The 26,475-nt window shown below is 54.8% G+C and carries 16 protein-coding genes and 1 riboswitch; of the genes, 4 read left to right on the top strand and 12 right to left on the bottom strand.

The features are described from left to right. The 11 genes from ACKGJP_RS03275 to ACKGJP_RS03225 all read right to left on the bottom strand — a co-directional run bounded on the left by ACKGJP_RS03275 (nucleotide 1) and on the right by ACKGJP_RS03225 (nucleotide 20,098). Nucleotides 1-624 carry a carbohydrate ABC transporter permease gene (locus tag ACKGJP_RS03275; RefSeq protein WP_409344262.1) on the bottom strand — a complete coding sequence of 208 codons (624 nt, stop codon included), beginning with the start codon at nucleotides 622-624 and terminating at the stop codon, nucleotides 1-3. A gap of 104 nt (nucleotides 625-728) precedes the next feature. Further along, nucleotides 729-3,482: an FG-GAP repeat domain-containing protein gene (locus ACKGJP_RS03270; RefSeq protein WP_409344261.1), complete on the bottom strand. Its 2,754-nt coding sequence runs from the start codon at nucleotides 3,480-3,482 to the stop codon at nucleotides 729-731. A 66-nt stretch (nucleotides 3,483-3,548) separates the two neighbouring features. Continuing rightward, on the bottom strand, nucleotides 3,549-8,432 hold the full coding sequence (locus tag ACKGJP_RS03265) for a DUF2341 domain-containing protein (RefSeq protein WP_409344260.1): 4,884 nt from the start codon (nucleotides 8,430-8,432) through the stop codon (nucleotides 3,549-3,551). 289 nt (nucleotides 8,433-8,721) lie between these two features. Beyond that, the gene (locus ACKGJP_RS03260; RefSeq protein WP_409344259.1) at nucleotides 8,722-10,077 is read right to left on the bottom strand and encodes a hypothetical protein; all 1,356 of its coding nucleotides are present in this window, start codon (nucleotides 10,075-10,077) and stop codon (nucleotides 8,722-8,724) included. 154 nt (nucleotides 10,078-10,231) lie between these two features. Next, nucleotides 10,232-10,639: a DUF6855 family protein gene (locus ACKGJP_RS03255; protein WP_409344258.1), complete on the bottom strand. Its 408-nt coding sequence runs from the start codon at nucleotides 10,637-10,639 to the stop codon at nucleotides 10,232-10,234. 190 nt (nucleotides 10,640-10,829) lie between these two features. Next, nucleotides 10,830-11,459 carry an SGNH/GDSL hydrolase family protein gene (locus ACKGJP_RS03250; protein ID WP_409344257.1) on the bottom strand — a complete coding sequence of 210 codons (630 nt, stop codon included), beginning with the start codon at nucleotides 11,457-11,459 and terminating at the stop codon, nucleotides 10,830-10,832. 143 nt (nucleotides 11,460-11,602) lie between these two features. Continuing rightward, nucleotides 11,603-14,404 (bottom strand): FG-GAP repeat domain-containing protein, encoded by a 2,802-nt coding sequence (locus ACKGJP_RS03245; RefSeq protein ID WP_409344256.1) that lies wholly within the window; start codon nucleotides 14,402-14,404, stop codon nucleotides 11,603-11,605. A 59-nt stretch (nucleotides 14,405-14,463) separates the two neighbouring features. After that, nucleotides 14,464-15,288 carry a carbohydrate ABC transporter permease gene (locus ACKGJP_RS03240; RefSeq protein WP_409344255.1) on the bottom strand — a complete coding sequence of 275 codons (825 nt, stop codon included), beginning with the start codon at nucleotides 15,286-15,288 and terminating at the stop codon, nucleotides 14,464-14,466. 12 nt (nucleotides 15,289-15,300) lie between these two features. Then, entirely contained in the window at nucleotides 15,301-16,182 is an 882-nt protein-coding gene (locus ACKGJP_RS03235) for a carbohydrate ABC transporter permease (RefSeq protein WP_409344254.1), read from the bottom strand. Nucleotides 16,183-16,213: 31 nt separating this feature from the next. Beyond that, nucleotides 16,214-17,641, bottom strand: coding sequence for an ABC transporter substrate-binding protein (locus tag ACKGJP_RS03230; protein WP_409344253.1), 1,428 nt, complete (start codon nucleotides 17,639-17,641; stop codon nucleotides 16,214-16,216). Between the two features lie 198 nt (nucleotides 17,642-17,839). Beyond that, on the bottom strand, nucleotides 17,840-20,098 hold the full coding sequence (locus ACKGJP_RS03225) for a helix-turn-helix domain-containing protein (RefSeq protein WP_409344252.1): 2,259 nt from the start codon (nucleotides 20,096-20,098) through the stop codon (nucleotides 17,840-17,842). Between the two features lie 611 nt (nucleotides 20,099-20,709). Further along, nucleotides 20,710-20,795: riboswitch (cyclic di-GMP riboswitch) on the top strand. A 68-nt stretch (nucleotides 20,796-20,863) separates the two neighbouring features. Here ACKGJP_RS03225 and ACKGJP_RS03220 point away from each other — a divergent pair. Genes ACKGJP_RS03220 through ACKGJP_RS03205 form a run of 4 tightly spaced genes read left to right on the top strand, consistent with a single transcriptional unit; the run spans nucleotide 20,864 to nucleotide 25,016 of the window. Continuing rightward, the gene (locus ACKGJP_RS03220) at nucleotides 20,864-21,568 is read left to right on the top strand and encodes a hypothetical protein (protein WP_409344251.1); all 705 of its coding nucleotides are present in this window, start codon (nucleotides 20,864-20,866) and stop codon (nucleotides 21,566-21,568) included. Next, nucleotides 21,568-23,235, top strand: a complete 1,668-nt coding sequence (locus tag ACKGJP_RS03215) for a sensor histidine kinase (RefSeq protein WP_409344250.1) — start codon at nucleotides 21,568-21,570, stop codon at nucleotides 23,233-23,235. Before ACKGJP_RS03220 ends, ACKGJP_RS03215 begins: the two co-directional genes overlap by 1 nt. 2 nt (nucleotides 23,236-23,237) lie before the next feature. Next, on the top strand, nucleotides 23,238-23,891 hold the full coding sequence (locus ACKGJP_RS03210; protein ID WP_409344249.1) for a response regulator: 654 nt from the start codon (nucleotides 23,238-23,240) through the stop codon (nucleotides 23,889-23,891). Nucleotides 23,892-23,927: 36 nt separating this feature from the next. Further along, the gene (locus ACKGJP_RS03205) at nucleotides 23,928-25,016 is read left to right on the top strand and encodes a DUF5305 family protein (protein ID WP_409344248.1); all 1,089 of its coding nucleotides are present in this window, start codon (nucleotides 23,928-23,930) and stop codon (nucleotides 25,014-25,016) included. A gap of 145 nt (nucleotides 25,017-25,161) precedes the next feature. Here the strand turns inward: ACKGJP_RS03205 and ACKGJP_RS03200 are convergent, their stop codons facing one another. Continuing rightward, on the bottom strand, nucleotides 25,162-26,277 hold the full coding sequence (locus ACKGJP_RS03200) for a signal peptidase I (protein WP_409344247.1): 1,116 nt from the start codon (nucleotides 26,275-26,277) through the stop codon (nucleotides 25,162-25,164). Between the last annotated feature and the right edge of the window lie 198 nt (nucleotides 26,278-26,475).

Below are 26,475 nucleotides of genomic sequence, written 5' to 3'. Positions count from 1 at the left end.
CTAGCCTTTGACTCCTGTCATGGCGATACCTTCAATAAAATAACGCTGCAAAAACAAGAAAGCCGTAATGAGCGGCAGAACGGACAAGCAGGCGGCGGCCATCATCGAAGGAAAATCAGCCCCGTATTCGTAGACAAAGCTCGATATCGCGATCGACAGCACATGCATTTCCGTCGTATTCGTCAGAATCAGCGGCCAGATGAAATCGTTCCAGGAAGCCATCAGAACAAAAATCGATAGAGACACGAGAGCCGGAACCGACAGAGGCAAAAAGATTCTCCAATAAATCATGAAGAACGAGCAGCCGTCGATCCGCGCCGCCTCGTTGATCTCTCTGGGCGTCGACATGAAAAACTGGCGAAGCAGGAAGATGCCGAATGCGCTCGCGATACCCGGGACGATCAGCGCCTGGTACGTGTTCAGCCAGTCCAAATCCCTCATGATGATATACATCGGAATGAGGATGATTTGGCTTGGAATCATCATAACAGATAAGATAAGCAGGAAGATGATATTTTTGCCGGGAAAATACATCGTCGCGATCGCATACGCCTGGTTTGCAAAAAAGCGCCAAAAAAGCGTTCGGACAGGAGACCGGCTCCTATCCGAACGCTTTCCTTTCACGCGGCTCCCGCTCCCGGGATCGTTCCGCGCAGGGCAGACGCCTAGACGCCTCCTCTCCTCTCCTCTCCCCGCTCCGCGCTGTTCCCTTACAGACTTCCGGTCTGCTACCTGTTCTCCGACTCGACCGCCACCTCGGTAACTCGCGGGCTGTTGCCGCCGTTGACGGCGCCGAGCGCCAGCCGGTATTGCACGAACCGGCCGTTCTGCCGCATATTCGCAGCCTGCTGGCCATTGCCGAACCATGTATCCGGCGAGCCGTCGGGGCCTTGCCACTCCGCATGCTCCAGCTCCTCCCGGCTGGCCGCCAGCCTCAGCTGTGCTTTGACCCATGTTTTCGGCTGAAGCTCCGCTTCCCATGAAATGCGGGTGACGTTCTCCCCTTCCGAAAGCTCGTGCGCGCCGGATACGTAGAATTCCTCCGGACCGCGGTCCGCAATATTGCCCGGGTCGACCGACATCATGCCGTGCGGACCGATCGTAGGCAGCTTCGTCATCCGCTGCGGCGAGAACCCTTCCGGGCCGTTCCACATGATGAACGATTCCCCGACATGATCACCGTAGGTCTTGTGGTTGGCGATCGCCAGATCCACCCAGCCGTCCTCATTGAAATCGATCGCCACCGAGCCGCATGACGAATGCGTAAATATGCGGGAGCGGTGCTCGGCGGTATAGAGCCCGCCAGGCTGTCCCCAGTACAAATAAGCGTCGATATCGCGCTCCCGTCCCGTATTATAGGAGGTTACGAAAATATCAAGGATGCCGTCCCGGTTGAAATCGGCAACCGTAAGCGAGTTAGCCGTATGGGCCGGCAGCTGAGCGCGGCGCTCCTCCCGGTAGCCGTCCGGGCCGCCCCAATAGATGTAGACGTAGGACTCGTACCTGGCGCTCTTGCCCGGAACGAGATGTCCGCCTACGATCAGATCGAGCCAGCCGTTGCCGGTCAAGTCGGCCGCCTGCGCGCAAATGCCCCCGTCGCAGCCCAGGCGCTGCGAGCGCTCCATCGAATAGCCGTCCGGGCCGCCCCAGAGAATAAAGCTCTGGCCGAAAATTTGCGAAACGAACAAATCCAGCCAGCCGTCGTTGTTGAAATCCGCAGCCAGCAGCCACCTGGGCTCCCGGTACCCTACCCCGTCAGGGTCGCTATACGAGCGGATTTCCTTGCTAGGGACATAAGCCGTCATATTCGGGTCCATCATGATTCTTTGCGGGTTGTCCGTATCAAAACCGTCCGGGCCGCCTCTGAAAATAAGCAATTCCGGGTTGCTGATGCCGACAACCGCCAGATCCAGATACCCGCTGCGGCGAAAATCGCCGACTGCGCTGCCATGCGCGCGAATCGTCGGCAAAATGAGCTTGTTATCCGGGTGAAACCCGTTCTCCCCGCCCCAATACAGGAACGAACCAGGATCCAGATAGGGGGCGTTCTCCGCGCAGTTGGCGATAAACACGTCGCCCCACCCGTTATCGTTGAAATCGCAGCAGATGGAGTCGACGGCCGCCCAGCCCGGGAACTCGATCCGCCGGTTTGCATCGAAGCCGTCCGGGCCGCCCAGATAAGCATAAGCGGAAACGTCGCCTCTGACTCTCCTCGAGATATGGTTAATGAAAATAAGCTGGGAATGGCCGGCGTCCGCCGTTCGCCCGATCAAAGCGGTTTGCGCGTCGTGCGTAACGAGCCGCACCGGTTCGCCGGCCTCGCCCTCTTGGCTGCGGACGCTGTAAACCAGCGATTCCGTCGTATTCATAATATTCGTCCGCCCCTGGCAGACGGCGATCTCCGGCAGCCCGTCGCCATTCAGATCGCCGATGGCCAGATCGCGCGCGCTTATCGTCGGCAATCCCGTTCGGCGGCCGTCTCCCCAGCCGTCCGGCCCGCCCCAGTAAATCCACGACAGCTCGTTCGCATCCCGGTCGGCGCAAACCGCGAGCACGATATCGTCATAGCCGTCTCCGTCCAAGTCCGCGGCGGCTGCGGATACGGCATCGCGGCAGCCGATTATAAGCGGTTCGCCGAGCGCCCGCCTGGCAAGGCAAGGATAAAAGCATGCGGCTCCCCGCTCCTGACGGAATAGGTGCAGCTTGCCGCCAAGCTCGACGATTTTCGGCGTCCAGCCTTCCACCGAGGCGAGCAGCCCGGCAGTCGTGCTGTCCAGCTGCTTCTCTCCGATGTCTCCCCCGCCGATCCGCGTGCAAGCATCCGGGCGCAGTCCTTCGCGGCTCCCCCACAAGACAAGCGGCTCTTTATCCTTGACCCGGACATATAAATCCGCAAAGCCGTCGCGGTCGATATCCCCGGCCGTCATATGCGTCGCTTCGAGGTCAAGCGTAACGCTGTCCGTGTGGCGAAAGCCCGCAGCGGTCTGGTAGTAGACGATCAGCTTGCCGCTGCTTGCGAACGCGATATCCGGCAGTCCGTCTCCGTTGAAGTCGCCGATCGCCACAGCCCTGCAGTCGGGGACGGGGAGCTCCGTTTTATAACGCTCGCTGAGCCCTTCGGGCGAGCCGTAATAAATAAAAGCCGTTACGTCGGAGTGCGTTCCGTTATGTTGATTGGCAACGACCAGATCGTCGTAGCCGTCGCCGTTCAAGTCGCCGATCGCGCCATGGAAGGAGCCGGCCGAAGGCAGCTCGATCCGTTCCTCCGGACGATAAGGATTCGGGTACACGTAAACCGGAGGACGCTCGTCCATGTCCTGGCTGTTTACGAATAAAGCGTCCGCATACCCGTCCCGGTTTACGTCAAAACGAAAAATACGCTGCAGGACGCCCTTGCGTGAAACGTAAATATTTTGTCCGCCATTGCCGAATGTCCCATCGGCGAATTCCTCAAAGCCTCGTTCTCTCCACACACTGCCCATCCTGTTCCCTCCGTTTATAGAAAAAGCCCCAGGGGCTGCCTGTTCGGACAACCCCTGAACTTTTCTTTATTTTTGCTCGCCCAGCAGCAAAATCAGCTTGGCGCTTTCCGCGCGCGTTGCGGTTCCGTTCGGCACGAAGCGGCCCTCGGTTCGGCCCTCGATCAGCTTCAGCGCGAACGCTTTGCCGACCGCCGGCTGCGCCCAGGCGCTGACCTGGATCCAGTCCGCAAATGCCGCGTCCGCTTCCGGCAGCGTACGGCCCGTTTGCTTCTCGACGGCGCGGACGATCATGGTCGCCATTTCTTCGCGCGTAACCGTACGGTCCGGCTCGAACGTCCCCTCGCTTGTGCCCTGTACGAGACCCAGCGCATGAGCGGTCTGAACGGCTTCCGCGTACCAGTCCCCGTTCTTCACATCTTGAAACTTCGCTTGCGGCGCTCCCGTTTCCGCTTTGGCGCCAAGCGCCCGCACCAGCAAGGCGGTCAATTCGGCGCGGGTCAGCGCTTGATCCGGCGCGAACGTCTTGTCGGTCATCCCGTTCGCAATTCCCTTGAACGAGAGCTCTTGAATGACGGCATGAGCCCAGTGGCTTTCCGGCACATCCAGATAGGACTTCGTATACGCATACACGCCGTACTTGCTGAAGTGGCGCACCTCCGCCGTATAGCTGCCTTGCCCGTAGGTTCCGCCGATCAGCCGGAACGCTCCGCTTTCATCGATGTAATAAATGCCCGCCAGCTTCGGATTGCGTACATCCGGCGCAGAAATCGTTATCGTAACCGGCTTGGCGAACGAGCTTAAGCGTAAAGCTTTACCGTCCATGCCGATCGCCTCAATCGTCAATTCATACGCTTGCCCGCCGGCGGCCAAATCAGGGTGGGCCGATCCGGTAACCGGCTTCGCCTTTACGACAATCGAGCCGTTCTTCCGCTCGCCTTCCGGCAGCAGTGCGGCTGCGGAAGCGAGCACGTCGGCAGGAATCGCCAGCTTCATAGCGCCTGCCTGCACAACGACGGAAGCCTCTTTCCCGATCAGGTCGGCGACGTTGCCCGGAAGCGAAACGCCTTCCTTGCCGGCTGCCAAAGTCAGCGTAACCGCGCCGTTCTCCGCCTTGAGGTCGGCAGGCTTCACATCGATGATAACGCTTGGCGCCGGTGCAGGGGTTGACGTGCCGCTGCCTCCGTTTCCGGTGTAGACGGGATCGGTGCCTCCGCCTGCGGCAGCCAGATAGGTCGAGATCGTTTGGAACGCCGTCGAGCCCGGTACGAATGCGGAAATCACGATCTCTCCGCCATAAACGGGCGCTTGGAACTGCGCCGTAAACGTGCCGTCGCCGCCCGTTACCGCGCGGGAGGCGATTACGCCCTTCGTTGCCGTCAAGAAAACGGTCGTGCCGGCCAGCGGCGCGTGCCGAACGTCATAAACCGTACCGGACAAAACAGCAGTCTGTCCGGGCGGTACACTCCCCGGTATGGTCAGGACAATGCTCGCGGCCGCCGGATTCCACTCCGTCCGGCTAAGCAGCCGGAAGCGCTTGGAATGGACAACCGTCTCATTTCCAGCACGGTCTGCGGCACGCACATGCAAATACCAGTCTCCGGATACATTCGCCTTGATGAGCGCAGCCCCATTCACGAAGGGCTCCCAGCCCTCGCCCGGGATCGCTTCGCTCTGCGACCATTTGTATGCGAGCTTGGCTTCGTCGACGCCGCTCCAATCATCCCTCACAGTCACGGCGGGGGATGCTCCGTTCAACCATGCTTCATTGCCGTCCGGCTGGAAAGAAACAGTCGGAGGCATCGCATCCTTGCCCTCCGGTCCCTGCTCCTCGGCTCCGACGGAGCCCGCCAGAGGGAGAGAAAGCGACTTGTCTTGAATGATCACTTCGTCGATATAGACATCCGTTCCCATTCCCGTGCCGGAGGACAGCATCAAGTGATTGATCGTCCTTCCCGGATGCGCATCCGCAATCGTTCCTTTGAATTCGCCATTCACATAAACACCCGCCGAGCCCGCATCCATATCGTAGTCGAGCTTGACAGCCGACCATGCATTTTTGGCCAGAACTGTCGGTGTCGGCAGCTCATGGAATACGATCGGCGCGCTCTGATCGGTCACGACCGTCATAATTTCCTGCAGCGGTCCTCCGAAGGTAAACGCCGTATCGGAGAAGCTCTGATGCACCTTTACATACCGCGCGGAAACGGACAGTCCCTCCAGACCGATCGTAATGCTGCCGTCCGTTTTGTTATAGGACCATCCTTCCACCTTGGTCCAATCGCCTTTATTCGAATTGCTTATATATACCTCAAGATTTTCTTTATTGACGCGGTTTCCGAGTACGCCGCCCGCTTGCGGCTTGTTGTACTGTTTACTATCCGTCAGTTTAATGCCATTAATCTTCGTAAGACGGCCAAGATCGGCGCCGACGCTCCTGTTCACATAATCCAGCGCAAACGACCCCGTATCGCCGATCGAGATCAGATTCCCCTTCGTCGGATCGGAATCCGGATTGACGAACCCTACTTTGGTATCGGATGTCGAGGAATCCGCCGCGGTATCCGTGTACTTCAGCTTCCCGTCAGGGGACACCTGTAAAATGAAGCCTGCGCCCAGCGCGTTCCAGTTTTGCGAGAAGCCTTCTTGGAGCGAGACGTACAGCTCATTCGCAAAGCTGGCTCCGTATACGGAAAACTGTACGCTTGCCTTCCGGGCGGCCGGGAATAGTCGCGATGCCGCCGTTCTTTTTTTGTCGTTCACCGTATCGTTAAGATGCAGAGAACGCTTTCCTTGCTTGACACGAGCATCGCTGGTCGCGACCACGCCGGAATCCGTCGTTTTCCACCAGTAGTCATACGCCAGTCTGCTTCCGTTATCCGTAGCCGCCGCCGGCTTCTCGTACTCGAAGTCGTCCAGCGCACCGTGGCTGCGGCGCAAATACCGGTCGAAATCTTCTACCAGCAAGGAATACACCCCGTTCGGTCCGGACCAGGCGAACAGCCAGCCGTCTTCACCCGCCGGCACTTTATCCGCTTGCACGACCGTTCTGGCATCGTTGCCGTTGAACCATCCCGGGTTCGAAAGTCTCGTGCGGCCGAGCACGTCCCTGTACGCTTGCCAGGATGCCGTCTCGTCGCTGCTGTAGGCTACGGTAAGATTGCTGCGCTGATAGCTGCTGCCCCCCATCGCGTTATGCCCGGACCATGTAAGCAGAATATCCTTGTTGCCGTCCCGGATCATAGCCGGAAACGTATTCGTGCTCATGATTTCGCTGTTTGTCACCTGGGACCATATCTTTCCTTTATCCGTCGATGAGCTCGTACCCAAATAGAACAAATCCGCCCGCTGCTGGCGCATATACGTTTTGACCGTGCCGTCGGCCAGCTCGATGATAGCGACCTCCGTTACGCCTCCTTCTCCGCCGACCGAAGGGATGGACAGCTCGGAGACGCTCTTCTGCCAGGTCGCTCCGTCATCGTCCGAATACAGGATACCGACGCCGAACGTGCCGTCATCCCCGATTACATAGGAGAACGGCTCCAGAAGCCGGCCTGTGCTCAACCGGATCGGGTTCGTATACGAGAGCGCATAATGAATCGGGTGGCCGGACGCCGTGTTGATTCCGGTAATTTGCCGCGTCGCTCCGAATACCGGTTTCTTCCCGTTAAAGCCCGACGATTTCGCGAAATACATATCGTTGCGGCACACGCTTTTGTCCAGACAGGTGCTGCCGCCGCTCCATACGCCGAAATAGTAATGAACCCCGAAGAACAAGTAGACGTCGCCCGTCTCTTCATCCACATACGCTCCGCCCGGGAACTGGTACATGCCGGAGTTGCTCACCGCAGGGACAAGCGCTTCTGCGTTCGTCCAGTTTTTGCCGCCGTCATAGGAATACCTGGCGGTTACGCCTTTGTCGTTCGACCCCGCAAGCATCATCAAGGTGCCGTCCTTCAGCCGTACGGGCTTGATCTCTCCGTCTTGAGCAACGAGCGTCTTGTTGCCGTATTCGACCTGCAGCGCCTCCTGCGCATGGCCGCGGAAGGATGCCGCCGGGTTGCCGTACACGAAATAAACGGTTTCGCTCGCCGACGCTTGCAGCTGCGGAATACGGACGAAGAAGCCGTTGTCGTCCATATAGTAATGAAGCTCTTTGCCGCCGGCATCCGCAAACCGCACATCACGGTAATCCGCCTGCAGCTTGCCCGCCGCGATCAGCTCCTCCGTGCCGAGTTCCGCCTTGGTCAAGTAAACGGCCCGGTCGTATAGCGTCTCGTTATTCGGATTGGCCACCGTTACCGGCTTGCGGAACAGCCAGCTCTTGCCCCCGCCTGCCGTGAACCGGCCCGGAGGCAGATGGTATGCCTTGACCATATCCTGCAGATTGTCGGCATAGAAGGTACCCGTCGTATCGTCGAAATGATTGTGCACCTTCACATAGCGCGCCATTTCCGAAAAATTATACAAAATGGCTTTGCCGCCAACTTTGACAAAATCCCAATCCTTCACTTTAAGGAATGTCATGTTGTCATCGCTGACGTACAGCGACAGATCGACCTTCTCGACGCGATTCGCCTCGTTCTTCACATCAAGCTCGATCGTATTGACGGTAGTCCTGAAGCCGAGATCGACTCCGATACTGCGGTACATGTAGTCCAACTGGAAACCGTACGCATACCCGAAGCCGCCGAGCTGTCCGGTTTCCGGATTCAAGTCCCTCTCCGTATAACCGGCTGCCGACGGAAGCAGACCTGACGATGCCGGGCCGCTGTCATATACGGACCCGTACACCGACTGCTGCACGGCCCCCGCCCCTGAAGCGTTTCCTGCCTCCGGCTGCCCAGCCGATGCGGCGGCAGCTTCCGGTACGAGCAGAGCCAAAACCAAGATGGCGCAAACGAACAGCTGAAGCTTTCGAAACATTTTGCGCATAGGCCATTTGCCAACCATGATTCATCCTCCCTATTCACGACTCGATTTGAATACGTTTACATCTATCGATACCCTTATGCCTCGTTCGCTCATCGAACCCTCCTCTCCCTCCCCCAAAGGTTATCGGATAGCGTTCATTTCCTCTCAAAGTATAAGAGCAGTCCCGCACCCGGCAAACCCCGGAATGTTCAGAACATGACCGGGGAAGTTGTAGTCGTTTGGGATTTGGCTAAACGAAAAAAGACCGGTTATTCCTAGCTGTACGCTAGAAACGGCCGGCCTTTCGAGGTCTTCCATGAAACGGTTCTTATAACGCTTCTCCGTGCAAATAATTGAAGAACGGTTTATCCACCCAGAACTGGATAGGGGTCACTACCGCATCCTTATCGATGGCTTTCAGTCCTTCTACAACCTTGGCGGAATCTTCGTTTAGCGAGAACGGATTGGCGGTATACGGGCTATCTTTGTCCGTAATGAAATTGTTCGTGATCCGTTCGTAATCCTTCAATTCTGTCGACGAATAGTACAGCGGCTGCCACCAGGAGCCGGCGATCAGTCCCGTTTGATCCTTGACGTTCTTCTTCGCATAGGTCAAGACGACTTGCTGGAAAGCGGCTTTATCCTCAGCTGTCGAGAATTCGAATGCCAAATCGTATTCCTTTGCGTATGCGATGTAATTGCCGTTGGCAATTTTCACGACGTTCGGACCCGGGTCTCCCCATTCGGCCAAGTGAATGAACGCGGATGTTTTCGGCTCGAACTGTACTTTGGCGTTAAGACCCTCGCTGCGAAGCAAGCCGATCAGCTGGATGGCGTGCGTAAGATCGGAATGTCCGTAAATAAGCGACAGGGAAGGAATGAAATTGGGCTCGAAACGGGTATCCTTCAGGCTGTAGCCGGTAATCAGGTTTTGCTCCAGAGCGGTATTGACGAGCTTCTGCAGCTTGGGAACGTCGATAATATCCGAGCTGTCGTACGCACCGTTCAGCTTGGCGTAAATATCCGGATCGTTGACATAGCCGATATATTTCTTGTAAAGGCCCTTCGTAACGAGGACTTTGCCCAGCAGCGCGTTCACCAATTGCTCGTCAGCCGTAATGCCGGACCGAAAGCCGGCAAAGAATGAATCGGGCAGCAAGCCTGTATCGACCGCGGATGCCAGCTCCTGCGCGACCTTATTAGCATAAGAGGCGCCGGTTACTTGAAGGCTGCCGAGCGCTTTATCGATTTTCTCCGCCGGATACGTGTAGGCCAGCTCCTTGATGCCTGCCGCTCTTACCGCAATGGAAACGGCGACGGATTTGGTTAGCGTCTCTTCTCCTTGAACGGCCGGCCCGTCCAAAATGCCGTTCTCGTACAAAGCCGCCGCCGAAGCGTACGACGGATGATTGGCAGGTAAATCGCTGAAAACTACCTCTTTGCCGGAGGGCTTGTAGCCCAAAATTCGGGCGATCGCTTGAATGAAATCGGCCTTCGTGATCGTTCCGCTCAAACCGACGCCGAACTTTTCCTGCAAAAATTGCTTAACCTGCGCAGCCCCGTCTTCCCGGGCAGCGAACGTTTGCGGTTCAGCCGCAAAGACAGCCGCTTGCGTAAAGAAGAGAGAAAAGGCCAAGAGGAGTACCGTAAACAGCTTTGTGCTTGGTGTACGTAATCGTGTCATATAAATAACCTCCTATGTATTATAATCATATAATTCCTACATGAATAATTGGTTATTGTAGTATAGCAGCATAAAATGGAAGGTGTCAACGCAAAAAAAACGGAGGCAGCTTACTGCCTTCCGCACCGGTTAATCATATTGTTAGCTTCGCGTATTACAACGCTCTCATCCGGTTGTTCCGGGCATTGTGCTCGACTTCGGCAAGGCCGAGCTCTTCCAGAAGCGGCGGCACGTACATGCCGAAGCGTCCGCGAAACCCTTTTTTTAAGCCGTACCAGCCGCCGACCGGGTTGTCCTCCGACCGGCCCCATGCTTCAACCGTGCCTTCCTTGGCCGGCTTCTGCTCGTCCGCGCTGCCAAGCTCCATCCAATCGCCATGCGCTTTCAGCATCGCATGCAGATCGGCAATGCAGCGGTAATCGTAATGAAGAACGGTTTTCCCTACCGTACACACCAAAATCTCTTTGCCGTCTTTCTCATCCTTATACATTTCAAAGTCGGAGGAGAGAGGCGGCGTTTTCAATTGCCACGGGTTTTCCTTCGTTCCTTTTGCTGCAGACATGTCATCGCTCCTTCGCCAAGTACAACTCCAACGTATTATACAATAGATCGGGCCGGAAGAAAAAATCCGGGCATCGTTTGGGCGGGACTAGCAGCTTCTGCTTCACCTGTTCAAACGGAAAAAAGCTTTCCCGGAGGCTTGAAATCAACCTCAAAGGAAAGCCTCTCCCTGACCTGCCCGGTAGCCCGCCCTATTCCAAAGTGAGTCCGAGCGTCTCAAGCACAAGCTGTGCGGTCAACCGGTGTCCGCGTTCATTCGGATGAAGCGGATCGTTCATGAGCGACCAGAACCGGTTCGGATGATCGGCGAGCGCCGTTTGCCAACCTTCGTAAATATCGCAAAGGTGCACTTCGAGCCGCTTGGCTACGGTTCGAGCCGCTTCCATAAAGTCCGGATATTCCCCGTACTTCTCCGCAATTTCGGGCAGTCCCGGATGCAGCGGATGCTGGGTCAGCAGCAGGACTTCGCTCCCCGACTGCCGGATGGAGGCGATCAGCGTCTCCAGATTTTGCGCGTATTCCTCCAGCGGAACGCCCTTGCCGCAATCGTTGACGCCGATCATCAGCGTGACGAGATCGGGCTTGAATTGCAGCGCATCCCGCGTCAGCCGCGCGAGCAGGTTCCTCGTCGTATTCCCGCTCACCCCGGCGTTAATAAAGAGCGCGTTTCGGCCGTACGCCTCGAGCAGCCGCTTTTGCAAGAGTCCGGCATAGTTCAAGTGGCCGTGCAGATGATAGTTGATTTCGGTGATCGAATCTCCCAACAGGACGATCAGGGCATGCTCGCCCCGCTTCATTTTCTCAAGAGCAGCCAGTTTCATGACAAAGCCTCCGGTTTTTAACCCCATTCTACCGTATACTAATCTACCTTTCTACCTGTTTTCTACTATCCATCGAATATTTCCTTCAACGCGCTTGCCCCGAAATTTGTTCGGTACTGACCGTTACGCCGCTTTCCCTATCTCTATTCCGACTCCACCCGAACCTCCGTCACGCGCGGGCTGTTGCCGCCGTTGACGGCGCCGAGCGCTAAGCGGTACTGCACCCACCGGCCGGTTTGCCGCAAGCCCGGCGCCCCTTGCCCGTTATCGAACCATGCTTCCACAGTTCCGTCCGGTCCCTGCCATGCCGCATGCTCCAGCTCTTCCCGATAGGCGGCGAAACGCAGCTGCGCCTTCACCCATGTCTTCGGCTGAAGCTCCGCCTCCCACACCATACGGGTAACCTTCTCCCCTTCGGGAAGCTCGTGCGCACTCGAAATGTAAAATTCCTCCGCCCCGCGATCCGCGATATTGCCAGGATCGACCGACATCATGCCGTGCGGACCTAGGGTCGGAAGCTTCGTCATCCGCTGCGGCGAAAAACCTTCCGGACCGTTCCACATGACATACGAATGCCCGACATGATCGCCGTACGTTTTATGGTTGGCAATCGCCAGATCCACCCAGCCGTCCTCGTCGAAGTCGATCGCCATCGCGCCGCACGACGAATGGGCGGGCAGCTGCAGCCGATTCTCGGCCGAAAAATGACCGCCGGGCTGCCCCCAATACAGGTACGCGTCGATATCTCGTTCCCGGCCGCTATTGTAGGAGGTTGCAAAAATATCGAGAATGCCGTCCCGGTTGAAATCCGCAATCGTCAGCGCATTCGCGGTATGGGCCGGCAGCTGGGCGCGGCGTTCTTCGCGGTACCCTTCGGGTCCGCCCCAATAAATGTAGATGTACGATTCGTACTTCGCGTTCTTGCCCATGACCAGATGGCCGCCGACGATCAGGTCGAGCCAGCCGTTGCCGGTCAAATCAGCCGCCTGCGCGCAAATGCCTCCATCGCAATTGAGACGGGTCGAACGCTCCATTGAATAGCCTTCCGGACCGCCCCAAAGAATATAGCTGTAGCCGAAAATTTGCGACACGAACAAATCCAGCCAGCCGTCGTTGTTGAAATCCGCCGCCAGCATCCATCTGGGCTCCCGGTAAGCGATGCCGACCGGGTCCTCGTAAGGGTGCAGCGCCTTGACCGGGATATACTCCTCCATGTTCGGATCCATCAAAATGCGCTGCGGATTCGCCGTGTCGAAGCCGTCCGGACCCCCTCTGAAAATAAGCAGCTCCGGGTTGCTCACGCCGACGACTGCCAAATCGAGATAGCCGCTGTGGCGATAATCCCCGACTGCGCTGCCATGCGCGCGCAGCGTGGGCAAAATCTGCTTGCGGTCCGGATCGAAGCCTTCCGGCCCGCCCCAATACAGGAACGAACCCGGATCGAGATGAGGAGCGTTCTCCGCGCAATTGGCGATAAACACGTCGCCCCAGCCGTTATCGTTGAAATCGCAGCAGATCGAATCGACGGCCGCCCAGCCGGGAAATTCAATTCGCCGGTCCGCATCGAAGCCATTCGACCCGCCAAGGTATGCGTATGCCGATACGTCGCCGCGGACCCGCCCCGAGACATGGTTGATAAAAATGATCTGCGGATGTTCGGCGTCCGAAGTCCGCCCGATCAAAGCCGTCGCGGCGTCATGCGTAACCAGCCGAATCGGATCGGCTAGTAGAGCTGCATCGCCTGCCGCTTCGGCCCATTCAGCCTGCCCCGGCACCCGATATATCAGCGACTCCGTCGTGTTCATCACGTCCGTCCGGCCTTGGCAGATGACGATCTCCGGCACGCCGTCGCCATCCAGATCGCCGATGCTGACGTCGCGCGCGCTGATCGTCTGCAAAGCCGTCCGTCTGTCATCCCCGAAGCCTGCCGCGCCGCCCCAATAGATCCAGGACAGCTCGTTCGCATCCCGATCGGCGCAGACGGCGAGTACGATTTCGCCATAGCCGTCGCCGTTCAGATCCGCCGCTCCAGCGGATACGACATTACGGCAGCCCAGTACAAGCGGCTCGCCGATCGCCCGGTCGCTGCCGCAAGGATAGAAAGCCGCCGCATCGTTCTCTTGGCGGAACAAAAACGGCTTTCCGCCAAGCTCGACGATTTTCGGCGCCCAGCCTTCAACGAAGGTCATCCAGCCTGCGGTCGTGCTTGCCAGCTGCAGAGAGCCGGGATCGTCACCGCCGATCTGCACGCAGGCCGACAGCTGCAGCCCTTCCGGGCCTCCCCACAACACAAGCGGAGGCCGGTTCTTCGCCCGCACATACAAATCCGCGAAGCCGTCGCGGTCGATATCGCCGGCCGCCATATGCGTCAATTCCATGTCCATCGTTACGCTGTCCGTATGACGAAAGCCGTTAGCGGTCTGATAATAAACGACGAGCTTTCCGCCGCTGGCAAAAGCGATATCCGGCAAGCCGTCCCCGTTAAAATCGCCGATCGCAACCGCCCGGCAATTCGGAACGGGCAGCTCCGTTTTGTAGCGTTCGCTTAGCCCTTCCGGCGAGCCGTAATAAATATAGGCCGTCACGTCGGCATGCGTCCCGTTGTGCTGGTTTGCGACAACAAGATCGTCGTAGCCGTCGCCGTTCAAATCGCCGATCGCTCCATAGTAAGAGCCGGCCGAAGGCAATTCGAGCCGCTCCTCCGGGCGGAACGGATTCGGGTACACATAAACCGGCGGCCGCTCCCCCATGTCCTGGCTGTTTACGAATAAAACATCCGCATAGCCGTCCTGATCGACGTCAAAGCGAAAAATGCGCTGCAGTACGCCTTTGCGGGACACGTACAGATTTTGCCCGCCGTTGCCGAAAGTTCCGTCTGCAAAATCCTCGAAGCCCTTTTCTTTCCACACGCTGCCCACGATATTCCCTCCATATGCCGTTGTCATGCACGGTCAAGCCGCCTTATATTTGCTTGTTCCGGGTTTCTTCCGCATCCCGTTCGGCGCTACCCTTTAACCGCGCCTACCGTCAGGCCTTGTACGAAGTATTTCTGAAACGACACGAAAATGATCATGACAGGCAGCGACGCCAGCACCGAGCCGGCCATGATCAGTCCCCAATCGACCGCCTCCGCGTCGATCAGCGTGGCGACGCCGAGCGGGAGCGTCATCATTTTCGTATCCTTGATGATCAGAAGCTGCCAAATATAATCGTTCCAGCTGTTCACGAACGAGAAGATTGCGATTGCGCCAAGCCCCGGCTTCGACAGCGGCAGCATAATGCGGAGAAACGTTGCGACTTCCCCGCAGCCGTCGATTCGCGCCGATTCCAGCAGCTCCCTCGGGATGGTCATCATAAATTGCCGCAGCAAAAAAATCATATAAGGAGCCGCCAGCGCATGCACGATCAGCCCGGCGTACGTATTGACCAGATGCAAACTGATCGCGATTTTGAATTGCGGGATGAGCAGAACCGCGCCGGGAATGGTCATCGACCCGACTAGCAAGGAGAAAATGTACTTCCCGGCGCGAAATGGAATTTTGGCGAGCGAATAAGCAGCCATAGAAGAAATGACGATGACGGCGAACGTCGTCACGACGCTGATCGAAATGCTGTTGAACAGCCATCTTCCGGCTTCCGTTTCGAGCAGCTTGATATAGTTGGCGACAATCGGCTTCAGCGGAAAAAGTTCAGGGGGCACTTGATAGGCCACCGACATTTCCTTGAACGACGAGGACACCATCCAATAGAACGGAAACAGGAAGAACAAAGCAATCAAGATCAGCAGCAGCTTTAATGAACCAGCGGCCAGCTTTTTTGTGTCAACCATCGCTTTTACCCCTTAATACTCGAGATCGGATTTGAGAAATTTGAATTGCAGCCACGCAATCGTGACGATAATCAAGCTGAGAATGACCGCCATCGCGCTTCCCTTGCCGTAATCCCCGTTGGTAAATGCCTCTTGGTATAGCAGCAGCAAAATAGTAGAGGTCGCATAATTCGGTCCGCCGGCGGTAAACAGCAAAATAATGGCGAACAGCTGGAAAGCCCCGATCGTCCCCGACACGAGCACAAACAGGATGGCGGGCTTCAGCATCGGCAGCGTCACGCTGAAATGCTTCTGCCAGAAGGAAGCGCCGTCAAGCTCTGCGGCTTCGTACAAACTCGTCGGAATCCCGCCCAAAGCGGCGGTCAAAATGACGATCGGCTGGCCGAGCCCGATTAACAGTACGATGAACGTCGTCGTCACCAGTGCGAGATCGTAGCTCAAATAATTGATTTTATCGAAGCCTAGGGCCCCGGCCATATAATTGAATAAACCGAAATCGTAGTTGAGCAAATATTTCCACATAAACGTAATACTGACGATCGAAGTGACGGCCGGTATATAGAACACCGCTTTGAAAACGCTTTGCATTTTCGACTTGAACTGGCTGATCATGATCGAAATCAACAAGCTGGTTATTAAGGAGGTCGGAACGAGCATGGCGACGATCAGCAGCGTATTTTTGACCGACTTCAGAAAAACGTCATCCTGCAGCAAAAACCTGTAATTTTCCAGACCGGCGAAGCCGGATGCATAGTAGGTGTACGTGTAGAAGCTCGTTTTGACCGCGTCCGCGATCGGATACAAATAGAACAGGAAGAAAAAGAACAGCGCCGGAGCGACGAACAAATAGCCGTATCGTTCTTTGTACAGGATGACGAGTTGTTTTTTCAGCATGGCATACTCCACTCCGCTGTCTGTTTAGAATTTACTTTTTGGTGGCGGCTGCGTCTTTAATAATCTTGTTCGCCTTGGCGACGTAGTCGTCCATCGCTTTTTGCGGCGTTTTGTTGCCGATGAAGACCGCTTGCATTTCCGGGAAAAACACCGCTCTCGTCTGGGAATACCCGTCGATGTCGTAGGAAAGGTCAAGACCGTTAATTTTTTTCGTATCGGTAACCACTTTGGACAGCCATACTTTCTCCGGATCCGGCGTCGCGCCCAGCACATCTCTTCCGTATACGTCGAAGCCGCCCATGGCGATGATGAACTCCGGATCCTCCGTCGTCGCAAACTGCACGAACTTTTTGGCGTATTCGATTTTGTCCTTGTCCTTATTGTTGAACACGACGAATTGTCCGCCGCCAGGCACGATAACGCCTTTGTCTTTCTGTACGCTCGGGAACGGAACAAGCATCATCTCGAAGCCTTCTTTGATCGTGCCGTCGGCTTTCGCTTTCCGCACCGTATCCATCGTCGACGTATTGCCTAGCGCGATAACGGTCTTGCCCTGCACGAAATAATCGTTGCTCATCGTCGCCGGCCTGGTTTCCGGATTCGGATAGATAAGCTTCTTATCCACCAACGATTTAATCCATTCGATCGCCTGCACGTTCTCTTTGGAGTTCATCACCGTCGACGAACGGTCGTCCGCATATTTTTTGCCTCCGAAGCCGGCCATAAAGCTGTGATACAGCATATCGCCCTGCTCGTTCAAGCCGAACAGCAGCATCGGATAAAGATCCGGGCTTTGCTTCGCTTGATAGGCCTTGACGGTTTGCAAAAACTTCTCGAATTCGTCGAACGTCCAAGTGCGCATATCGCCTTTTGGCAGCAGGTCGCCCGCACCCGCTTTTTCGGCCAACGACTTATTGATGAGCAGCATCGTTGCCCCGATCCCCTGCGGGTAGCTGAAAATCGTTCCGTCCTGCAGGGACACGATTTTTAGCAGATCCTTTGGAATTTTGGCCAGCTGCTCTTGGGTCAGCAAATCGTTTAACGGAACGGTGTAGCCCCTTTTGGCATAATTGGTGGTACGCCCCGGATAATCGTTGAGTATATCGGGAGCCGTGTTGGAAGCGAGCGCCACGTTTACTTTCTGATCGCCTCCGTCGTAAGGAATGATTTCAAGCTTCACTTTGACGTTGGGATATTTCTTCTGGAATTTCTCGACCAAATTATTGTTGTATTCGCCGGGCTTTTGTCCGGGCAAGCTCAGAACAGGGTACGTCCAAAAGGTGAGCTCCACGTCCTTCGGCTTCGCCGGGCTCGCACTCGCCGCCGTTCCCGCCGACGGGGAAGCCGATCCCGCTGCGCTTTTTCCATCGCCGCTCCCGCCGCTGCAGCCGCTTAATACCGATACGGCCGATAATACGGAAGCCAGAACAAGTCCTAGTCCAAACCTTCTCTTTCTCATTGACAACCCTCCAGGTTTATGTTGAGAAGACGCTGCCATAACAGCGCTTTCATACGCACAGCTTAGCTTTTTGTCCGGCCGGATGACTATATAGAAAAGTGGGGAGAGTCTAGAAAAAACGGCGATTCGCGCACGAAAAATCGGTTATCCGTTTATTTAGGGGCCCGCAGCGCCCCCATTACGGCTCCCGTCATCCCGCTAACCGCGGAACTTGCCGGGCGATACGCCGTACGCTCCCTTAAAACAAAGACTGAAGTAATTGGCATCGTTAAAGCCTACCTGGGCGGCTATCTCGTTAATTTTCAGATCCGTTTGCTGAAGCAGCGCTTTGGCTTCCTCCAACCGCAAAGAGGATACATATTGAGAGAAATTTTTGCCCGTTTCCTGCTTGAACAACTTCGAAAAATAGTTTTCGCTGATAAACAGCTCCTTGCAAATGCTGCCAACCGACAGCTCGCTGTCCGAATACCGTTCCCGGATAATGCGAATGGCTTTCGTGATCGTCGCATTCATCTGCTTTTCCTGTTCGCTGCCGATCAAGGAAGCCGCCGCCTGCAGGAAAGCGCCGAACTCCCGTCTCAGCTCCTGCGTATGCTCCGGCCGGGTCACCTTCTCCAACGAAGGAACGGGAGCAACCGAGCGGTCGCTGCCCAACAGATCGATACGGAGGCCGCTCATCAGCCGCAACAGTTTAAAATAAATGTTCGTGATCGTACGAACCATCGTCTCGCGGCTTACAAATTGCTCCTTGAACAGAGTGAACAGGGCATCCATGCTCGCTAACAGCTCTTTCTCCTGCATGTATTTGACCGCCTGAACGATTTCATCCTCCATGGCGTCAAGCTGTTCGTAGTTGTAATCCTTCACCTGAATATCGCTTATGTAAATGATTTCGTTCGCGCCGAACAAATGCTTGTAGCGGAGGGCTTCGAGCGCTTCGTTGTACGAATCGTGCAGCTTCTCGTACGCGCGGTAGGAACGTCCGACCCCGATAGCGGACCAAATGCCCCGCTCCTCATGAAGAGCTTCATGCAGCCGGACGATGAGCCCCGCTTCCGCGTCCTGCACGATCGCCACGATGCGGCGGTTATCCAGCACATAGAGCAAAGCGGCAGACCCGGCTGCAGTCAGCCATTCTTGCAGGAACATTTCCATCTCGTCGACGGAAACGGCGGCAAGCGCTTCTCCGCCTCGTTCATACCTTTCGATGACGATCGCGCAGCCTGCCATCTCTTCGCCCGGCAGCCCCAACTCGGCGGCTTGAAGCCGGTACTCCTCGCTTGCAACTCTCCCCAGCAGCAGCTTGCCGATCAGCCGTTCTTTCCGCATCGGAATGCTGTTGCGGAGCGTGTCCACCATCTGGTTGAAATTGTCGGCTAGAATCCCTATCTCGTTGTGCGGCATACGCTCCATTTTCACGTTCAGGTCGCCGCGCCTGACGCGGCTCATGAGCCGGATCAGCCTGCCGATCGGCCGTACCAGCGACTTGGATAGGAAGAACGCGATGGTCGCGACCGCGCACAGCATGAACAGTATCAAGTACAGGATCGTTTTTTTGATATACGCGACGTCCTTATAGATCAAATGCTCGGGCACGCGATTGATTATCGTATACGGATATCTCTTGTTCTGCAGGTAGGTGATGAAGAAGGATTCTCCGTCCAGCTCCGCCGCGAAGGAAGGTCCGGATTGCATATGGGATTGAATATTAATGTCATTAATCGACCCGCGCAATTGCTTATGGGCGTCGGAAGCGACAAGCCCGTTCGAATCGATGAGCCTGTTCAGCCGGAGGGCGGGATCCTGAAACAGTATGTTTTCCAGCGCTTCCTTCTTGATGCTGACCGCAATCAAGCCAAGCGCTTCCTTCCCGCGCAGCTCGTTGATCGTTCTGATCAGCAAAATATGATTACGGTCTCCCGAATAGATGCCCGAGAAGTCGATGTACAAGCCGCCCTCCCGTTCGTCCACCCTCTCGCTCAAAGGAGATCCGTAGTAATGTTTCAGCATTTCCTCCAAGCTGTTGTTCTGATTGGCTACGGTATATTTCGTCCCGTTCCGGTCCATTATTACGATCGACTGGATTTCGGAATGGGTTACGTTCATGTCGAATAGTTTGGCGTACAGGCCGTTGATCAGCTCGAACCGCCCCAGGTCTGTAAGCGCATTCGATTTCAGCAGCGTTTGTACGGAAGCTTCATAAGCGAGCGCGATCATCTGATTCGCGTACTCGTCGATTTTCAGATCGATCCGGTCCGCTATGTTCTGCAGCGAGCTTAGCACCGCCCGGTTCTCCTTCTCCGTTATGATTTTCTCCGAGACGCGAATCGTGATGCCCGAAAATACGGCGATAATCAAGACGGACAAAACGATGTACGTAAATACCAAAACGTTTCGCAGCGAAAAGAAGACGGAGTAGGCCTTTCGGAAGGCCGGCATATTTCTGTTCTCGCGCATCACGCCACCCCTCTCTACGTAAAAGACTTATTCCGATTATAAATCAAACGAGCGGAGGACGAACGAAAAAGAAGAAGGCTCGGGATCGCATCCCGGCCCCGATTCCAAAGCAAGGAGACAGCCGTCCGACCTCGATAATAGCGCTTTCATTTACACAAGCCTATCGTTTAAGCGTCTCACCGGATATAGAAAATAATGGCCAAACTCTATAGTTTCCTGTCATGTTTATAGATAAGGCGGCCGAGTTGAGACCATTCCGTCGGAAAACGCACGGGCGAGCGATTAGGCGACGCTAGAGACCGCTCAACTCTCCATCCAAAAAGCGAGGATTCTCGAGGACAATCGCCATTGAGGTCGACTTTCGATCGGATCTCCGGAAATGGCTGGTTGAGAAACGGCAGCTGTAGTTTACTTGGGATCAACGACATTCTGATCTACGGTATGGAAAGCAGCACGCTTGTCCTTTTCGGTCCATGTTATCGTATGACGAAAGACGCAGATTTTTGTTGAACAATATTGCACATGAGTCCTCTTTATCAAATCTTTATAAACGACTCGACATTAATCGACAACTATTGCGATTTCCTTCATGTACAATCATGTAAAAATATGAAATATGGGGATACGATGATACATGTTCTATTTACCTGGGCACCAGGGACATGTGGAGTAACTGGTGCAACCGACCCAATCCGTTATTTTGCGGATTGGGTTTTTATTTGGGTATTTTCCCCCCTCAGTTTTTTTGCCGGAAGGAGAAGCGCCATGCGGAAGCAAGTTCTGTTATTCGCCGTTTTATTAGGTTCGACAACATGGATTACACAAGCGTCCAGCTACACGGTAAGCATTGTAAAAGGAAACTCGTCCCTTTCCGTCTCGGGCGGCGAAGAAGCGCTAATCAAGATGCCGCAAAGCGTAGCGGCTATTTACGAGGAAGGCGCGGAAAGCATGTCCTTCGCTGTCGAAGTGACGAACAGGATGGAGGTTCCGATGCTGATTGCTTCTAAGGAGCTGCATAACGGGAATGGCGTTACGGCCGTTACCTACGGCCAAGACTTCGCGCCAGGTGAAAACGCTTATTTTACCATAATCGTCACCGGCATAACGGATAAGGCGGATCTCGATTTTAACGTACCTGTGGAGATGGCCTGGAACGGCGGACAGGCCAATATCGAGCTGAACATGAAAGCAAATGCCATTCCGAAGCCCAAGAAAAGCCCGGCTAACGCAAACCGGAAGGACAACATGCCGAGCGTTCCTCCATCGGACGAATCTTTAGAATTCGGCAGCAGCGGCAAACCGGCTATCGCCGCCGGAACAACGCCCGCTTCAAACCGCTCCCTAGAACCCGCAGCAGAATTGCCTCCACCGCAAGAAGCAAAATCATCGAACGGCTCTGTTAACGTTATCTCCGGCAGCAACGCACTCACAGCCCCCCCAAGCTTCGGCGAACCGCTCACAAGCCGCTGATGAACCTAATGCGAGAAGCAAGCGGTACACGCTCCGGCGTACTGCGAATCATCATTTTTTACAGATATGCGTCTTGGTTCTTGACCTCCCTGTACTACGTACTTAGCGGTCCGGATGCACCGATTGTGTTCAAGATCGGCGTTGTAGTCTCGCTACTCTTCGCGGCGGGCTTGGTGAACCGGATGTATGCCCATTACCGTGAAATGCTGCCGGCCTTGAAGCTGCTTATCCTATTTGAAACGATCGGTATCTTGCTGCTGCTCTTGCCGACCGAAGGATTGGCGAGCCCGTTTATATGGTATGCGCTCAATCCCGTTCTGGTGGCTGCCAGCTTCCTGCCGAGAGCGTTTTGCTGGCTATACCTAGCGGTTTACATTACGGCAGGCACCTTATTTACGCAATACTTTCATAACCCTAAGCAACTGGGAATCGGAGCGCTTATATCGGATAACGCCAGTCAACTGTTCGTTTTTTTACTTATAACGCTCGCCGTTCAGCTTCTCGGCCATTTAACGAAGGAACTGGATCATCAAGCCTCGCAGCTCAAAACGCAAATGAATCACATCATGTCGTTGTACCAGATTGTGGAAGCATCCGCGTCGGAGCATCACAAGGAAGCGTTGATTCGAACGTTTGCCGATTATGCGGTCAAGCTTACCCAGGCGCGCAGCGCCTTCTTCTGGCTGGCCCCTTACGACGGCGAATCCGATCAGCTGGCCACCTCTCCAACCAAGCTGGAATTGGATGAGGCGATGAACAGGCACGTTCATACGTTAACGGACGCTTCTTACGCTTCGCCCCGTGAATGGGAGCTGGATGGGGTAACCTATTTCACGGTTGCCGTCCAGACGCCGTCCCGCTATATCGGACGCGTAGGCATTGAGACGGACGAGCAGACCTGGAAGACGCTCCACTCTCATTCCATGAAGCAGTTAACCTTCCTGGCGGAGCTAAGCGCGCTTATTTTGGAAAGGGTTCACTTGGATGAGTTAGCCGGGGAATTGCTGATAACCGAGGAGCAGAACAGGATCGCGAACGACATGCACGACAGCGTTTCACAGCGGCTTTTCGGGATCGTCTATGCCATTCATGCGATGAAGTTGAGATGGAACGAGCTTGGCAAACCCGAGCTTAAGGAGGAATTCGAGCATATAGCGGATACGGCTAAAACGGTCATGCATGAGCTCCGCTCGACCATCTACCAGCTAAGCTCGAGGAAGAAAGAAGAATCATTGTTCTACGAGCGCATTCAAGCTTTCCTAAAGGATTTGGCCAAGCTAAATAAAATCAAAGTGAATTGTCATGTAAACGGTGGGGAAGAAGCCCTTTCGATTTCTGCAAAAAAAGCGCTCTACCGCGTAATTTGCGAAGCGACGGGAAATGCCGTGCGGCATGGGCGATGCTCGGAAATTGCCGTTACCTTGGAGGTCGAGCCCGAGCAAGCACGCCTGCATATATCGGACAACGGGGCAGGCTTCGACACGCAGCTGCTCGATTACGGACGCGGCGATGCGGGCTACAGAGGCCTAGGCATGGAAAACATGCGGCATGCGGTACATTTTTTGAACGGAACGTTCCGGCTAACAAGCAGGATCGGCACAGGCACCGATATCGATATCAGCATTCCCATTCCAACCGAAATGCCGTTAAGAAAGGAAGGTGCATAATCGTGAAAGTAATGATTGTCGATGATCATCCATTGGTTAGAAAAGGGCTCTCCTCCGTGCTTTCTCTTGAGCCGAATGTCTCCTTGTGCGGGGAATCGGAAACCATCTCGGAGGCTCTTGAAATGGTTCGCTCGACGGAGCCGGATTTGGCATTGATCGATCTGAGGCTCGGCCGCGAAAACGGACTGGATCTTGTCGAACAGATTCGCAGCCGGTATTCCTGCAAATGCGTCATCCTCACGTCGTCGACGAATGAGCATGATTTTCGTAGAGCGCAGGAAATCGGCGCAGACGGCTATGTACTGAAAGAAGCTTTGCCCGAGGAGCTGCTCTACGCCGTTCGTCTTATTGCCAGAGGACGCAAGTACTACGATCCCGGTTTAATGGAGTTGATGATGCGGACGGACATCCCTGAGGATGACGGCTTGATTACGCTAACGCCTAAGGAACGCGAGGTACTGAGCGCGCTAGGCGAGGGTTTGAGCAACAAAGATATCGCCCGCAAGCTGGTCATCACGGAATTCACCGTCAAGAAGCATGTGAGCCAAATCCTTTCCAAGCTGGAGCTTACCGACCGGACACAAGCCGCTTTATTCTCTCTAGCCAAAGGTTTGTCCAAAAACCAATGGGAATCCAAGGTTCCCGTCAGCTTCTGATTGTACGGAATAATGGATTAGGGAGACGATTCATCCATGATCAACTTGCAAAAGCTGCCTAGGCTTAACGGTTTGCGTATCAAGCGTAAAATATTGTTAACCGTTTTGGGGATTTCGACCCTGTTCCTGTCGATCCTATCCGTTCAAGCGTTTCTTAAACCGGCCGTCCAAGTCCGGAAGACGGTGGAGAATCAAATAAACAGTAACGTTCGATTGGACTATAAGGCAGAGGTAACGGCCAGCGCCCTTTATCCCAAGAACGAAATCATCACGCCCGATATGGTCATTTTTGCACGAATTACAAAATCGGTGCCGGTCAACATAAACTACGCTCTTAAGGCGCAGAAGGATATCGCGGTCAGCGGCAGCTACCGAGTCCTCATGACATTGACCGCCGATCAGATGTGGCAAAAGGAATATGAATTGAAGGGCAAAACGTTGTTTGAAGCCACAGGAAAGGAGCTTCAGGTGGTTCAAGACAGTATTTCCATAAACCTGGAGTCCATGATCGACTTTATTGCCCGCGTGGAGAAAGAAACGCAACTTAAGCCCCAGAAATATACCATCAAGATCAAGCCGCTGCTGGACGGACAGATCAAGTACGAGGATCGGACATTCCCCGTCGACCAGTCACCCGAATTGAATTTCGAATATGTAAACAACTACTTGAAAATGATCGGTAATAAAGAGTACGCCAAAGAGTACGCAGCGGAGAAGACGAGTTCAACGCCTCAAAGTCTTGAGGTACTCGGTGCAGCGATCTCCATTCCGTTAGCAAGATCGATTTTTCCTGCCGGAGCATTGCTTTTGTCAGCATTACTGGGCGGTCTGGTCGTCATGCGCCGCAAACAAGGAGATGGCGGGAGTTCCGAATCGGCGGCCATCGATAAGAAGCTGGCCAAGAGGCTGATTCATCTGGCCGAATTTTCCCTACCGGAGGAAAATCGGTTTATCCGCCTTCAGTCGTTCGATATGCTGCTGCAGATGGCGGAGGAGAAAGAGCTTCCTCTACTCCGTCTTCAGGAGTCGGACGAAGAAGTCGTGACCTATTTCATTTTGGACGGAAGCTGCATGTACGGCTATAAGGCGATGGGTAACCTTCAATCCGCTTCTCAGCCAGCCTAAGGATAAACGGCTTCGCCGTCTTTTGACGGCGTGTTTACCGAGAAGTCGAACAATCAGCGGAGGATGTACTTCCTGAGACTTTAAAAAAGAAGCTTCGCGGATGCATATCCGAAAGCTTCTTTTTTACGTATGGGATAAGGAATGGTTATGCCCATTTGCGGGAAAGGCGACGAGCTGTCCGGCGAAGCTCGCTTATGGTTTTGCCCCGCAGCTTAGCATCGAATAACGGAATCAGCATGATCGGTAACCCGGGTATAACGGATATTACGGCGAGAGCAAGCCAAAAGCTGGTCCGATCGAGAGCATGGATGACAGCTTTCGGCAAAAACGGATAAAACATCGTCACGCGAATGGATGACTCGTACTTGCCGGCATGCTCGGCGGTCACCTTAAACGTCGTTTGGACCGATTGTTTGGGACTGAGCGTGAGGCTGCTATGGCTTGGAATGATTTGAGGATCATTCGTATGCACGGACGCAACGAGAGGGATGAAGCTTTTATTGTCCAAATCAACCAGCGGACGTTCGATCTGCTCCCCCAAAAGCATGATCCCGACATCGCTGCCCATGATAACGCCTTTGGAATCCCTCGATACCTCATAAACGACCTTAACAAACTGGCTGGAAGTCAGCATCGTTGCGCCTATAACAACGGAAAGCGTTAATCCGCTAAAAACATAAATTAGCTGCATATCGAAGCGACCGCGTCTTTTTTTCTTTTTTTTCCGCCTGCGCCCTTTGACTAGCTCTCCTACCCCGAGAATGGCGGCGAGAATAACCGCAATCCCAGGAAGCACATACGGGCTGGTCCGAAACGACTCCGCCCAGAGCGGGATAAAGCCGATCCGCTTCAGCACGACCGGGCTGCTGCCGAACGTCATCGCTTTGCTGGCGATCCATTCCCGCTTGATAGGCGGCGCTCCCCCCACGGCCTGATCGGTTTGTTCGTTATTATCGCCCTGCGTGATGTAACCCTGCCGCTCGTCCCCGCCGATGATGCGGTGAATAATCCATCCTTTGGTTGCGTAAGAACCGGTTTCCGTTTTGAAGACGACGATATCACCTATTTTAACGCTATCCGCTGCAGATACTCTGCTGATCATGACCATATCGCCCCGCTCGAATAGCGGGTACATGCTGTTGGAACGAATCACAGATATTAAATAAGGGTGCTTCAGAATAACCGAACCGACGGATGCCGTTAGCGTAAAGGCAATGATGATATAAATGATAACGTTGAAAGACCGCGAAAGTATTTTCACCTAGTGAACACCCCTATCGGTTTTATTATAGCGTAAACGCCAATCCCGAATGACCCCTCCGAAGCGGGGGAGCGTCTGGTACGAAAGGATAAGTCCGCCCCCTCCTCCGCTCTATTGGCATACGTCAAAGGAACAAAGAAAGAGTACACTTCCCGATTGACAAAAGCTATACCGTGGCGTGATGAGCTAGCTTAGGAT

Source organism: Paenibacillus litoralis, from assembly GCF_046244365.1.
Taxonomy (GTDB): domain Bacteria; phylum Bacillota; class Bacilli; order Paenibacillales; family NBRC-103111; genus Paenibacillus_V.
The sequence above is the reverse complement of the archived record's forward strand: the minus strand, read 5'-3'. Positions and strand labels throughout refer to the sequence as shown.